This is a genomic window from Microcoleus sp. T3_B1, from assembly GCF_036700445.1.
Lineage (GTDB): Bacteria > Cyanobacteriota > Cyanobacteriia > Cyanobacteriales > Microcoleaceae > Microcoleus.
Window position 1 is genome coordinate 25,972 of sequence record NZ_JAUBOX010000016.1, and the last position, 13,154, is coordinate 39,125.

Consider the following 13,154-nt stretch of genomic DNA (forward strand, 5'->3'; position numbering starts at 1 on the left):
AGCACTACCTACAAATTTATCTGAATCATTTAGGATTGTTATAGTTGATTTTTTTTCATTAGACTAACTATTTTTATAAGTGAAAGCTCTTTCAACTATGATGAATCCACTTACTATCAAGCCAATTTTTCCGGTAGATTCCCTGAACCGAGTCTCAAAATTAAAGCTACTGATAAATGGTTAGTCCTCCACAGCTTTTCTGCAATCTTATGGGTCTGTAATCAGTTTTTGAGCAATCAAACTGAAGCTGTTTTAACACCGGATACCTAATAACAGAGCCAGCAGTAAAGCCTTGCCCGAAAAAGGCAGAAGCTGTTTCCTTTCCCTGCAACAATTGCAGGTTTAACCCAGACCGTCACGGGGGAAAGCACCACCTTTGAAAAAGTTGGCCGCATCGAAAGTCTAAAATCGAAATGCGCCTACCTGGGCCCGAATGATAATTGCCGTGATATTGTCGTGACCGTTGCGTTTGTTGCCCAGTTCAATCAATTGAGCAACTCCCTGGTCGAGATCAGCTTGGGGATTGAACAGGGGTTCGAGAGTGTTCTGCCAGTGAGTTTCCAACAAATCATTATCTGTCAGGCCGTCCGAAGCCAAAATTAATAAGGTATCTTCGCACAAGTCTAAAAACTGCACCTCTGGCTTGAGAAAATTACTGTCTCGCGGGCCGATGGCTTGAGTTAGTTGATAGGCGTCGGGACGGGCATAAGCAGTTTCCGGGTCAACTCCGCGCTTAATTTCGCGCTGCCCTACTTCGTGGTCTGAGGTGATTTTTTCTAGGGTTTGTCCCTTTCTCAGTCGGTAGAGGCGGCTGTCGCCGACGTGGGCAACGGCGAATTGGGTGTCTTGAACTAAGACTGCGACTAGAGTTGTACCCATGCGGGCGCTGCCGGAGCGTCCGTCCTTTTGATTGATTTCAAAGATGGCTTTGTTGGCTAGCAGCACTCCCTCGCGGATGGTATCTGCCGGAGGTAGTTGATTTTGCCAACGGGTTTGAAAGAATTCTCTGAGAGTTTCAGCGGCTAGTTGGCTGGCTACTTCTCCGCTGTCGTGTCCCCCCATGCCGTCGCAGAGAATGTAAAGCCCTTTGGTTTGAAAGATGCGACCGAAGGAGCTTTCGAGTTTGTTGAGCTGAGTCCAGATGCTGAAGAAGTCTTCGTTGTGGTCGCGCGTGCGGCCAACATCGGTGAGGCCTGCGTCTTCTAAGCTGTAAATCTGGAGTGGCATGGGCTGGGTTAAGACCTCGCCAACGTCGGGGGGGGACTCGTCGGGGCTGCGGTAATGCCTGCGCGTCGGGGTTGAGCTTGGTGAAGGTGCGGGTTGGAGTTCGAGGGGAACTGTTTCTAGGCGCGATCGCAACTCTTCGATTGTGCTAATCTCGCCTCTGTACATTTGTTGCAGCAGGTCGAGCAAGGCGCCAAACTGAGTGCGATGATCGGACTGGCTAAATATCACCTGCCACAATTGCCCCAAATCTACCAGTTGCAGGTTGGAGCCGGCGGGTTCGGGATAGAGGTATTGCAGTCGCAAAGAAGCCAAGGAGAAGGAAGAGTCGGGGTTGACTCGCAAATTTGTCAGTTCCAACAAGCTTTGCCGACAGCGCCAGGGTTCTAGGGCAGCCCACAGTTCTGTCATTTCGTGTAGCCAGTATAAAATTTGCTGGGTGGAAGTTTCGGGTTGACTCCAGCGTTCTACCAGCAGCGGCCATTGGGAGCAGTCTTCTAGCAGCAGCACTGCCTGTTCGTTGTCTGACCAGCTATCGTGAATGACTGGCAGGTTTTGAGAGAATTGCCACCGGAGTGCCAGATAAGGTTCAGCTATGCCTTGGCAAAGCTCTGCTAAGGCGGAATTGGTTGAATTTTCTCCGCGTTTGATTGCTGCGCTATAGGGGGATGTTCGTCTGGCGACGCTGGCAGAGTTGGCTGCTAGCATGGCTTTGAGGGGTGACATTTCCAGCGGCTGACAGTCCAATACTGTTACTTCTACTGTGTCTGAGCGTTTTCTCGGCGGCACGGTTTCTAGGAGTTGGTAGCGCTGCTGAGTGTCTAAATAAGCTCCTGCTTGCTGGGAAGGGATTAAATATTCTGAATTGGGGACGGGGAATTGTGGAGATTGGGGGGAGATGTCAGCTATGTTTGGGCTGTCGGGGTTCTCTGTTGCTTCCTGGATTTGTTGAGGCTGTGGTGCGGTTGTAAAATGGTGTTCAGATGGGGTTATTTCGCGCTCTGGTGCTGTAGTAGAGCTTTTTTCTGTTGTTTGAAAGGATGCTGGTGCGATCGCCCCCACGGCTACCACAGGGTCACTTTCTGTGCTGCTGAATTCGCCGTCGCTTGGCTGTGGAGAAGTTGATGCGACTGCTATTGGGGGTTCGGCTGGGGTGGTTATTTCGGTTTTAATGGCGTCTGTGATTGGTTCAGGAGAGTTTTGGCGCGATGGGATTTCTGGAACCATCTCTGGTTTTTGGGGAAACTCGGCTGGGGGTAGGGTTGACTCGTCTGCCTCGACTGCTGGAAAATTCGATCGACCGCAGATAATGGCCCGCCACACTTGACCTGTTGCGACGCCGCAATTCTGACATAATGCGGCGCTAAAAGCGACTTGGGCACCGCATTCGTGGCAAGGTTTGTAAATTAGGGAATTTCCGCATTGTTGACAAAACTTGTTTGGATTGGGATTTTCAAATTGGCAGCGGGGACAGAGAAGCATAGGGGTTTTAAATTGGATATGGGCGATCGAGTTTGGCGGTGGGGAGTTTTGGGTTGTGGCCTGTGAGTTAGGAGTTATGAGTTTTGGGTCTGACTCGCAACGGATAACTCCCATTGCCCTATGCCTTATTTTATCGGGATGAATTCAGAAGTAAGATATTTCTTAGAACTGAGATGTTGCATCCGTGTCAGGAATAGGCCTCTTAAGCCACATCTACAACAACTTCTCTCGCTTCAGGGCCCCAAAAGCCAGCCCCACCGGTGGTAACAGCGTGCGGGCCCGACAATAAAAGTTATCTCATGAGTGGAACGGGCCGAAGAGCCCGTTCTTAACAATGGTGCAATATCTCAGTTAGAACTCATGTGTTCCACCATTCTCAATAAGCTTTTTATGAACAGGCAAGATGCCTGTTCCACAAAGAGTGAATTTTCTTGTGGAACAGGCATCTTGCCTGTTCTTGAGAATAGTCCAATATCTCAGTTAGAAGGGATTTGCTGTAGAATCTTCTTGGAAAACGGTTTCTCGGGCGATCGACACAATGGTGGAAAGGGGTACTTCACAGAAATATTTCCGCCGGAATTGTTCTTCGGAGACTGCTGCTAGGAATTGCGCTGCAAAACGGGCGGCGATGGGGGAATTTGGCACGGAGGATTGGATGGATTGGCTATCTAATAAGGATTTGGGGATTTGATCGGGCGCGTCTTGCTGCTGTGCGGTTTCGGGTTGTCTGGTGATGTGGAAAGCTCGATCGCGATAATTGATTTTAAAACCGAGATATGTTAGGGTTTTGAACCCTAGTTGCAAGGATGTGTCGCTGATGCCGAGTTTCTGGCGGAGTTGCTGTCTGGTGACGGGTTTTTTGGTGCGGCTGAGGTATTTGGCGATGCCGATTAGCTGTTGGCAGATTTGCTGTGGGGGTACGAGTGGGGGTAATGTGTAGGCGATCGCGAGTTTTTTCTGAGTGTGCTGTGCTTGCCTAAACCAGATCCGCAGTTCGTCCCAGCTTGCGGGGCATTCTTTGAGGACGATCGAGTTTTCGCGATCGACCATTTCGGAATTGTAAACTAGATTGTCGATCGGCATTGGAGATTCTAAGTTTGTGCTGGCTGCTAACAACTCTTCCTCATTATTTCTATTGCGCCAGTCTACGATCCAATCTATTTTAGTCGGGGAATTGATTGGGTTGTCTGCCGTGCGTTCCCGCACTGCTACGAGGCGCACTTCATACCGCGATTTGTAAGTATTAAAATCTAGTTCAACGGTGACATCGCAGCGACCTTGGGGAACTTCATTTTGATTATGTCCCCACCAAAGGCCGGGAAATCCAGTATCGCTAGATTCATCCCTAATTGTAAATTCTGTTTTAAGATATTCTACTTTTTGCCCTTTCAAGTCTTTGATTTTTTGATTCCACAGATTGTCAAACCAGCAGTTTTCAATCAGCAATTTGGGTGCGGGGTTGCCCATACCGCACGGTTCGAGCAATTTTAGTTCTTGAAATAAGTCTTTGCCTAATTCGGAGACAGTAATTTTTAGGTCTGCTTGAACTGGGGCGGCTGTTAAACTATCTGTACTGTATTGTTGTCGCAGTTGCTGATTTACCGCATCGGTAAATAGGGGGATATTTTCAACAGGGAGACTCAATCCGGCGGCGAAGGGATGACCACCAAATCTGTCCAATAAATGCGCTTGGTCTTTGACTAATTGGTAAAGGTCAATTTGATTGGCGGAACGCGCCGAACCCCTAGCAATTTTGGATGGGGAAAGTGTTTTTGATTCTGAATCTAAGAAAGAGGTCAATTGGGTTTCCTGGGAATTTTCCTTAATTTCTTCGCTTCCTTCTGTGCTGAATAAAATCACGGGACGGCCGTATTCTTGGGCGATTTGTCCCGCTACTAATCCTAATACTCCTACGGGCCATTGGGGGTCGCTGAGGACGATGACGCTAGTAGTTGAGAGGTCGAGTTTGGCTAATTTGGCGGCGGCATCTTTGGCAACATCTTTTTGTAAAGATTTGCGCCGGGAGTTGGCAATTTCGGTTAAATTTGCTAGTTCTTCGCAGCGTTTTTTGTCGCGGCTGGTGAGGAGTTCTACGCAGAAGCTGGCGTCACCTTGAATGCGGCTGACGGCGTTGATTCGGGGGCCGAGCCCGAAGGATATGTCGGTTGGGCGATCGCCCGATCTTTTGCACAGTTCGAGCAATTTTGCAACTCCCGGGCGGGTGGGATTTGCGATTTGTTTTTGCAGTTGTTGGATGCCGATTTGTGCTAGGTAGCGGCTGTCTCCTGTAAGTTGGACTAAATCGGCAATTAAGCCGATCGCTACTAATTCTAATAAATCTGCGATCGGGCGCTGCGGAATATCCGGTAATGTGTCATATAATGCTTCAACTAATTTATAAGCTACTCCCACTCCTGAAAGGTTAAATAGTTGGTGGCTTGGGGGAAAGTAGCGGGGATTGATAATGGCTGTAGCTGGCGGGCGATCGTCTGGTAATGTATGATGGTCGGTGACAATTGTATCGATGTTTAAGCTGGTGGCATATTCGATTTCGGCGATGTTTGTACTGCCTGTATCGCAGGTAATAATTAAGCTAATTCCCGCTTTTGCTAAGGCATCTATTCCTGTGATATTGAGTCCGTGAGATTCGGTTAATCGGTTGGGAATGTAATAAGTTAGTTGGTCGTTTTGAGTAAAAAATTCTCCCAGTCCATCCCACAAAACAGAGGTTGAGGTAATGCCGTCGGCGTCGAAGTCTCCCCAAATTGCAACTTTTTCTGCGCTGTTTCGTGCTTGCTGGATTCTTTCTATCGCCCAGTTCATTTCTAGCCCGAATTCAAAGGGACTTGCTGGTTGGTAAAGTTGGGGGTTTAAGAAACCTGGTATTTGTTCGGGGTTGTGAATTCCTCTATACCAGAGAAGTGCGGCGGCATAGTTTCCGGGGAGTTCTGGTGCATGGTTCCTGACAGCTTGGATCAGCCAAGCTGGGGGTTGGGATAGGGGTTGAGTTGGCAAATTTTGAAGTAGTTCTGTCATAAGTTATTTCATTAATTCCTGTAGGGGCGGGTTCACCAACAATCTTTCATTCACATCCACAATATCTATAAACCCGCCCCCACCGGGGACTAATAGTTGGCATAGTAAAAGATTTGAATTAAATAGACATTTCCTCAATGATAGCAAGATTTGGCAGCCAATCTGTGGGAGTTTCTGCGGAAAGATTGGATGAGGAAGCTGTGTTGTCTGTTGTGCGGTTGCAGCGAGTTGCAAATTGACAGGAATCGCAAAGATTGGAACTAATTTCTACTTGGGGTAAGAATTCGCCGCCTTCGGTATAGCGCTGTCGCCACTCGCTTAGCTGGTGCAATAGGTGGGTTAAATCTTGTTTTGTGCGATCGTGTTCTGTTTGGTTGTAATAAAACGTGAGTTTTTGCGGCGGTTCTTCTCCTTGCAATTGTACGAACCAGTATGTCATGGAAACTTGTTCGGGGGAATAGTCGCTGGTTTCTACTAAAACATATAAATAGAGGCGAGTTTGCCAACTTTCGGCTATCCATTTTGATTTTTGAGGGCGGGGATAGGTTTTCCAGTCGAGAATTTGCGCGGCGTTTGGTTCTGCTATTAGCAAGTCATAGATAACGGTGAATAGGTAGTCTTGGAAAATTAGGGTGCGGGGGTGTTCGGCTTGGCGGAAAATGCGATCGCTATTTTCTGAATTAGCGAAAAGTTCGGGTGCGGTGTTGATAAATGCTGCCACACAGCGTCCCAGTTCGGGGTCTTGTTGGATGATGAATTCAATGGGAAGTCCGAGTTCTCGCTGCTGCATTAATAGGTGAAAGTGGCTTCCCCATGTGAGTTTTTCTTTGTGTTCTGGGGATGCGGTGGTGGCGAGTAGTTCGAGGTAGCTGTGTTGGAATTTGCGGGGGCATTCTTCGAGAATTTTGAGTTGGGTTTGGGATAGTCGGAGCATTTTTTTATGATTTTAGATTTTATATTTTTTATGATTGTAAGGGGTAGAGATTTTTTTTTAACCGCAGATGTCGGCAGATGGACGGAGATAAACGCAGATAAATTAGGGCGATCGCATTTTTGGAGGAGAGTACGCGCGTGCGTAGCTATCCCGTAGGGAATCGCCCTTTGCTTTCCCAAGTGCGATCGCTTTATACATATAAAAGCTGATTAGCGATTTCATCAGCCGTTAGGGTATTTAATAAAATGGCAACCCGTTGAGCAATCTCATAGGCGTTCTTTTGAGGTATCACAATAATCCCCGAATGTTGTTTTCCTTCTGTCATATAATCTAGATGCAGTCGCTCAAAGTCTACGCGATTATGGGTGAGCAAACATCGCTCCATAGATGCTGCGTAAGCTAATTGTTGGCTATCGGATTTACTCAGCATTCCCTGTTCGCTGGTTGTCGTCACATCGAACCCTCTAGCCAGCAGTAAAGTAGCTACAAGCCTTGAAACATCTTCATCTGTATAAATAGTTGCAAACAGTTTCACGGCTTTCTCATTGCAGCTTTAACAGCAGGATGAATCAATTCTTCAGGAATTCGATTGCGCTCAATATAAGTATTTATTTCTTCCTGGTTATCCAAATAAAAGCTCAGCGCGTCAAAAATTTGAGCTAATTTCAGGTGAGGTAAGTGCATGGGGATTTCTTCAGGAGTAACACCCAAACGCCACAATTCAACGATCGCCCGAACGGAAGTCCTGGTTCCTGCGATAATTGGTTCGCTTTGCAAAATTTCAGGGTGACGTGCGACATAACGCGAAACAGATTGTACATTCATGGCAGATTAACAGGGCAGATATATTTTTATTATATGTTATTATTTCAGCTAAAAGTGTGCAAAAAATTGAGAAGCATTAAGCGCGATCGCCCTTTTTTACAAGTGCGATCGCCCGTTCAGATCGATCCAACGCTAATTAATCTTCCCCTAACTCTAAAAACAATAATTCCAAGTCTCGATCGCCCCGCAGAACGCGAGCAATATCAATCCCGTCCGATCTCGGGTAATAAAAAATTAAATAATCCCTAACAATAAATCCGCGCAAGTTGGGGGATAACCTCTCATAGCGTTTGCCCATATTGGGAAATTCGGCGACAAGTTTACATTTTTGACGAATTGCATCAAAAAGCTCGCTGGCTGCCCTGGAACTATTGCCAGCAATGTACTCACAAATCTCATTCAAGTCTCGGACGGCTTCATCTGAAAATGTATAACTGTTCATGCCCCTGACTGTTCTCTTCGATCGATCTTTTCTTGAATTTTGGCAAACACAATTTCTCCATCTGTCACTTGTCCCTTAGCAATTTGTGCAGTTCCCACTGCTATTTTCTGGCGGAGTTCTTCGATGCGTTGTTTTCGTTCTCTTAAAAGTGCGATCGCTTCTCCAATTAGTTCTTCAGCGCTGCCATATTTTCCGCTTTGAATTTGCGATCGAATAAACTCTTCGTATTCCGGCTTTAAGACAATATTCATTGACTTGCTCCTTTAAATCACAGAAAGGTTACTGCACGATCGTGACATCTTTTGTAGATTAGCTTAGCACAAATATCAACATTCTCAGAGATTGTGGCTGCCCTAAAGTCGAGCTTGAAAAAATTATTGTGAATCGCCTGCGATCCTCTTCGAGGGCTTCGCTAACGCACTTTTCGCCAACCTCTCTACAACTTCCCAATTTGTTGAGCAAACCACATCGCCGCCGTCCCATTTCCCTCACCCAAAAGTTTCAAAGTATCCGACAGCAAAGCAATTGGCAATCCCTCAAGCGCACCGGAAATTTCGCATTCATGATATTTCCCGTTTTCCTGCAAGCGAAATGCCAAAACTCTCTCGCCCTTAATATCTACTACCCAATACTCAGGAATTCCCAAAGCAGCATAAAGCCGCTTCTTTTCATCTAAATCGCTGGCCAAAGTAGTATCGGCTATCTCCCCGACTAAATCGGGAACTCGCGACTGATTCAGATTAATTCGGCGAGGTTCCCCTTTTTGCCATTGGTGGAAATCTCCGCCGATGTATAAAACTTTATCTGGTGCACCCGCTCCCACTTTAGGTTTCTCAATTACACAACCGCTGAGAGAATCAAAAGTTTGTCCTATTTTGGTAGTAAACCACACGAAAAATATGATAGTAAACAGATCGTTAAATCTGGCGTGCTGAGGCCCTTCATTACCCATGTCTATCCAAAGATATCCTTCATAAAAAAATATTCTGGCTTCCTCCAAAGATGGATCTTCGCAGGCTGCTACATAATCTTCCCATGTCGCGGCTTGCCATTGAGGAATTTCACCCACTTGAGGCAAGATGAATTTTACAGTTGTAGAAGTCATGATTTAAAAGCAAATTGAGGATAAAATTATCCTAACTTAAGTCGCTATTTATAGCCAAAGGAAGAAGGAAGGCACTACACGGATACACGAATGAATTATCGAGTCTGAGTCATTCTTAAAAAGGAAGAAGGAAAATACAAGAAAGATCGACTTGAAGTCAGACGAAGGGGCGGGCACGGGGGCACCGCCCCTACAAATGGCGATCGCAATCCTTGTGCTTATCGAATTGCTGTGGGCGCCGCAATTGGTACTTCTAAATCTGGCTGCAAGTCAAAGACTACGACAAGCGTTGCTTGAGGCATCAGTTGGCGCAGACACAGCAAGTGCCCGTCAGCATCCGATCGACTGCGAAATCGCCCCACAATCGCCCGCTGCATACTGGGCATGAGTTTGGCGATCGCCCAAGGGTAAAGGCGTTTTTGGTACGCGATCGCCCCAGGATTCGCAGCGAATCCCTGTTGATAACCGTTTTGTGGCATGATGGTTTAGTATCCTCTATGGACTACAGGAAAGGGCGTTAGTAAGTCTCTTGCCGGAAATCGACTAACGCCTCTACTACTATGATTAAACACCAAACTCACCTCATGTGTCAATACTTGGCGCTAAATATTCACACTTGCTATATTGAAAGGTTTATTCAGCTATGGATTTGAGAGCCTTGAGAGAACGTGCAGGGCTGACAATCTTAGACGTAGCACGGGAACTAGAATGCGCGGAGTCTTCAATTCGCAACTGGGAAAAAAGCCGAACCTTGCCAAAGATGGAAGTTTGGCAAGTATTCCGAATGCGAGATTTGTATCGATGTAGCGAAGCGGAGTTGATGCTAGCTGTCAGAAAGTCAATGCCGACGGAAAAGAAAGAACAGACAAAACTGACAGAGTAAGAATCCTCTGGATTTATTAGAGAATGTAAAGTATTGTAGGGGCGGGTTTTACAGAAAATAATTGTCTAAAATCGATCATCTTTTAAACCCGCCCCCACCCAACGGCAAATCCCCATCTACCTGTAGGATCAGGTTTATGAAACTGTGGGCTTTGCAATTAGGTCGGGGCGGGTTTTTGAGATTGTGGGTCTTAGGCTGAGATTTTTCGTAAAACCCGCCCCTACATCAAATAATAACTTGGTAATTAGGTCGGGGCGGGTTTTTGAGATTGTGGGTCTTAGGCTGAGATTTTTCGTAAAACCCGCCCCGATATCAAATAATAACTTGGCAATTAGGTCGGGGCGGGTTTAAAAGATTGTGGGTCTTAGGCTGAGATTTTTCGTAAAACCCGCCCCGATATCAAATAATAACAAATCACTCTTTTGTCAAGACAAAAACACTGTCTTTATTCCCCCGTCCAATCCGCAAATCTTTATCCAAATAAGTAATATCCAGCCATCCCTGCTGTTCGCGAGTATCCAGCCCAAAATCTACAGCCGCGAACTTTTTCCCCGACTCAATCTCATCGATAAACTTCCCCGGATATTCATAGCCAATCAACCTGCTTAAACCTACTATAGACCGCTCAAACTTCACCTGCACTCGCCGTTCGGAAGTTGGCTCAAATCTCGCCGCCACACTGACAATTCCTTCCAAATAAGGCAAGCCGTAAAGTTCGCCAATGTTGTAAATTTTAGATTCTTTGACGCGGATAGATTGATAAATTTGACCTAATTTGACCAAGGGAAAACTGTCCAGATTCAGCAGTTCGCGGCTGGTGGTGTACAATAACCGCCAATCACCATTTAAAAGCTCTGCAGCTTCGACAGGGCGAGGCGTGGGGTTGTAATCTTCCAATTGGGCGATCGCACTTAAAATCGCTTGTTTGTCGCTGGGAGTCGCCAGCAAACCTCGATTCTTACCAGCAATTATCTCTAAGAGTGCAGATTTTCTAAGCATGATTTTTTAAGAAGGAAGAACACGGATTTTGACACGAATACACGGATTAATTATCGAAGGTGAGGCAAAAGTGAGACCGCTCTTTTCTTCAGTCTCAAGCGAGAGGGAGGAAATTTTGTGTAGTAGCGATATTAATCGCCGAGTCCGCAGAGTATTAAGCTGTTGTGCATTTAAATAGAATGTCAAAAAACAATATAATTCTTGTGGGGTGGGCGTCTCGCCCGCCCTGAATATGCAATTTAAATGCGTGACAGCTTAACAACTAATTACTAAGATATCAAATTTCACCAAATAAAGCAAAGTCCGATACAGGTCGGCTAATTCTTGCTCGTTTTTAACGTAGCGTCGGATAAGTTCCCCCACGCCGATCGCACCTTCCTGCTTAATTATCTCCAATATCTCCATCTGAATGCTAACAGATATTCTCCTATCCTCACCAAAACTGGTAAACCTAATTGTCTGTACCTGCTTTAAAAGTTCTGGTGTGGCGATCGCACCCAGACTCAGCATCATCTCATTGCTTAAACTTCTAGTCGCATAATGGCCCAATACCCGAAACGGATCGTCGCCTAGGGGATAAGGCGGCTTCCCAGGTTTTAAAGGTGCTGACTCCGGTGCCGCAAGGCGAATTTCTGCTAATTCCCGCCACAATTGTTCGTAAGCAGCAATTACTACTTTCCAATCATAAATTTCCCTCGCCCTTTGTCGGGCATTTTCCCCCATCCGCTTTCTCAATTCGGGGTTTTCAATTAATTGACACAACGCCAGAGTGCAAGCATCAATGTCAACTGCTGTCGCGAGAGAAGTGTGACCCATGTAAGTCGGCCAATTTAAGCTGTCGTCAAGATAATTTAGCGCTAAATCTAAACAAGATTCGGGGGGCGGGATGAGTGTGGGAATGCGGAAGCCGTCTATTTCGTGGCGTACAGATTCTTTGTATCCGTTCCAATCGGAGACTATGGCCGGCAGTCCGTTTGCCATTGCTTCAATTGGCGTCAGCCCAAAGGATTCTTGAACGTTGTCCGAAAGCGAAATGAAAATGTCGGCGGCCGACCAAATATTTATTCTAATTTCCGGCTTTCTCCCATCTAAAAAAATAGCATTCACGGAGGGACAAAAGATTTGCGCGCTATTTTTAAAGTCGGGTTCTTCTCTCGGATCTTCGATCCAACCTGCTTGAATTAAGTGGATTTTGGCTTTTGTCTGTTGTGCGGCGCCCTCTAGGGCGATGTACATCGGTACCGGATGAGCTTTTGCAGAAAAAATCAATCGACCGACAAATAACACAACTATATCTTCGGGAGAAATGCCGAGTTCTTGTCGCAGTTGGCGGCGACTATTAACTGCTTCCACACCCTGCGGAAACGCGCTGCAATCCACTCCTAGGGGAATAACCGGCAATTTGACTAAAATTTCCGGTTTACCGCCGTTGCGCTGGGCTAAATATTCAGACCACTCCCTCATAACTCCTTCTACTGCTGTTTTCACCGCTTCAGAGGTGCAGATCAGGGCGTCCCAAGGCTGCATGGGTGCGGTTATCAAATCGCCGATCGCCCCCATGATGTATTTTGTACCGATCGTGTGAGTAACGCCGCAAACGCTGTAGGCCCGCTGATCGACAAATCTGCGCGCCCAAACCATCTGCGACAGAAGCGGATCGGGTCGGTAAATTGTGCCCGGTTGAGATAGCAAATCCGGTCGTTCTGTGGGAATCCAGCGGACTTTCCGAGGTTTTTGCAGCCAAGGTTGGATGTGCGAACAAAACTCCTTAAAGGTTGTTTTGCTGTCGGCGTAACAGTAGAGAGAGTCAGCGGTTCCGTGTTGGACTAAGCTTTTGAGAAACCCTTCTCCGGCTGAATGACGCCCCAGAAGTTTTTGCCCTCCGGTGTCGTAGCCCTCTTTGTTGTATAAAACCGCTGCCGTTATATCCATTCTGAGATTTATTGCTTGAGAGTTGACTGAAGAAGCCAGACGGCATTCGAGCTCAGGCTTTGATGAAAAACCAGGAGACTGTTGTGAATCAAACCCTTGCCGTTAGCGAAGCTTGCAGAATACGATCGCCACTTGTCCCGCGATATCTTAAAGACGATCGTCTTAGATTACAATGCTTACGGCTAAAGAAGGATTGGCAAGAGCGGATTTTAGTGTTATCCTCATGCCCATGCTTGGGGGCGATCGCCTTTTCGGTCTCCCATCTTATCCCGATCCGGAACCAAACAGTGCC

General features: G+C 46.6%; 12 protein-coding genes. 1 reads left to right on the forward strand and 11 read right to left on the reverse strand.

The annotated features are described in order from the left end of the window. Positions 1-402: 402 nt before the first annotated feature. The 9 genes from QT990_RS11295 to QT990_RS11335 all read right to left on the reverse strand — a co-directional run bounded on the left by QT990_RS11295 (position 403) and on the right by QT990_RS11335 (position 9,527). Positions 403-2,706, reverse strand: a complete 2,304-nt coding sequence (locus QT990_RS11295) for a serine/threonine phosphatase (protein ID WP_333412098.1) — start codon at positions 2,704-2,706, stop codon at positions 403-405. 480 nt (positions 2,707-3,186) lie between these two features. Beyond that, on the reverse strand, positions 3,187-5,742 hold the full coding sequence (locus QT990_RS11300) for a DHH family phosphoesterase (RefSeq protein WP_333309214.1): 2,556 nt from the start codon (positions 5,740-5,742) through the stop codon (positions 3,187-3,189). Between the two features lie 118 nt (positions 5,743-5,860). Next, the gene (locus QT990_RS11305) at positions 5,861-6,676 is read right to left on the reverse strand and encodes a PD-(D/E)XK nuclease family protein (protein WP_333140549.1); all 816 of its coding nucleotides are present in this window, start codon (positions 6,674-6,676) and stop codon (positions 5,861-5,863) included. A gap of 190 nt (positions 6,677-6,866) precedes the next feature. Further along, entirely contained in the window at positions 6,867-7,211 is a 345-nt protein-coding gene (locus QT990_RS11310; RefSeq protein ID WP_333027231.1) for a DUF5615 family PIN-like protein, read from the reverse strand. Beyond that, a complete protein-coding gene (locus tag QT990_RS11315; RefSeq protein WP_333465254.1) occupies positions 7,208-7,501 on the reverse strand; it encodes a DUF433 domain-containing protein in 294 nt (97 codons plus the stop codon). Before QT990_RS11315 ends, QT990_RS11310 begins: the two co-directional genes overlap by 4 nt. 136 nt (positions 7,502-7,637) lie before the next feature. After that, a complete protein-coding gene (locus QT990_RS11320) occupies positions 7,638-7,943 on the reverse strand; it encodes a type II toxin-antitoxin system RelE/ParE family toxin (RefSeq protein WP_333158798.1) in 306 nt (101 codons plus the stop codon). Beyond that, entirely contained in the window at positions 7,940-8,194 is a 255-nt protein-coding gene (locus QT990_RS11325) for a type II toxin-antitoxin system ParD family antitoxin (protein WP_333105636.1), read from the reverse strand. The genes QT990_RS11320 and QT990_RS11325 overlap by 4 nt, the downstream gene beginning before the upstream one ends. Positions 8,195-8,379: 185 nt before the next feature. Next, on the reverse strand, positions 8,380-9,048 hold the full coding sequence (locus QT990_RS11330; protein WP_333283141.1) for a Uma2 family endonuclease: 669 nt from the start codon (positions 9,046-9,048) through the stop codon (positions 8,380-8,382). Between the two features lie 218 nt (positions 9,049-9,266). Next, positions 9,267-9,527: a hypothetical protein gene (locus QT990_RS11335; protein ID WP_333283138.1), complete on the reverse strand. Its 261-nt coding sequence runs from the start codon at positions 9,525-9,527 to the stop codon at positions 9,267-9,269. A 164-nt stretch (positions 9,528-9,691) separates the two neighbouring features. On the opposite strand from QT990_RS11335, the gene QT990_RS11340 reads away from it, so the two are divergent. Next, positions 9,692-9,931, forward strand: coding sequence for a helix-turn-helix transcriptional regulator (locus QT990_RS11340; RefSeq protein ID WP_333228438.1), 240 nt, complete (start codon positions 9,692-9,694; stop codon positions 9,929-9,931). Positions 9,932-10,345: 414 nt separating this feature from the next. Here the strand turns inward: QT990_RS11340 and QT990_RS11345 are convergent, their stop codons facing one another. Both QT990_RS11345 and QT990_RS11350 read right to left on the reverse strand, forming a co-directional pair. Then, the gene (locus QT990_RS11345) at positions 10,346-10,930 is read right to left on the reverse strand and encodes a PAP/fibrillin family protein (RefSeq protein WP_333283136.1); all 585 of its coding nucleotides are present in this window, start codon (positions 10,928-10,930) and stop codon (positions 10,346-10,348) included. Between the two features lie 255 nt (positions 10,931-11,185). Further along, positions 11,186-12,862, reverse strand: a complete 1,677-nt coding sequence (locus QT990_RS11350) for a glycosyltransferase family 4 protein (protein WP_333283133.1) — start codon at positions 12,860-12,862, stop codon at positions 11,186-11,188. Positions 12,863-13,154 lie beyond the last annotated feature (292 nt).